Origin of the sequence: Streptomyces sp. NRRL F-5755, from assembly GCF_001279365.1 — a bacterium.
GTDB lineage: Bacteria > Actinomycetota > Actinomycetes > Streptomycetales > Streptomycetaceae > Streptomyces > Streptomyces rimosus.
The window spans coordinates 1-502 of sequence record NZ_LGCW01000183.1 but is presented as its reverse complement, the minus strand read 5'-3'; the positions used below and the strand labels follow the sequence as shown (position 1 = coordinate 502).

Genomic DNA, 502 nt, shown 5'->3' with positions numbered 1-502 from the left:
GGGGGGAAAGGGTACCTCCCCCCGGGAGGAACCCTGATGGGGGGGGGGGAAGGGGGGTTGGGGGGCCTTTGGGTTTTGCCCCCCCCCTTGGTGCCCCCCGCCCGCCGCACCGTCCCCGCCAAGCCCTTGTGTCCCCGTCCGGAACGCGGCCCAATCGGCCCGTTGCCCACCGCGATGGCGCAAAGCGGAACCGGGCGGGGCGGTGCGGGCGGGCATCGGCATGTGCTCTCGGCGGTGAGTGGGGCCGGTGGGGGTGGAGGTGGGAGAGAGCCGGGCTCACGGGGTGCGGAGGGGCGTACGGAGGGGTGCGGGGCGGCGCGGTGCGGGACCGGGAGCGTTGGCGGGGGCGCGGGGCGGCCGGTGCGCGGTGTGCGGGGCGGTGGGGTGGCGCGGGACGGGGTGCCGGCCCGGGTGACTGCGGGTGCCGCGCTCCGGCGTCCCGCAGTCCGGCGTCCGCGGCGGGCCGTACCGCCCTGCGGCGGCCCCGGCGGTACGGCGGCTA

General features: G+C 79.3%; 1 pseudogene. It reads right to left on the bottom strand.

Annotated elements, in window-relative coordinates:
- Nucleotides 1-276 precede the first annotated feature (276 nt).
- A pseudogene (locus tag ADK86_RS44515) lies at nt 277-502 on the bottom strand (RNA polymerase sigma factor SigF); the annotation flags it as partial.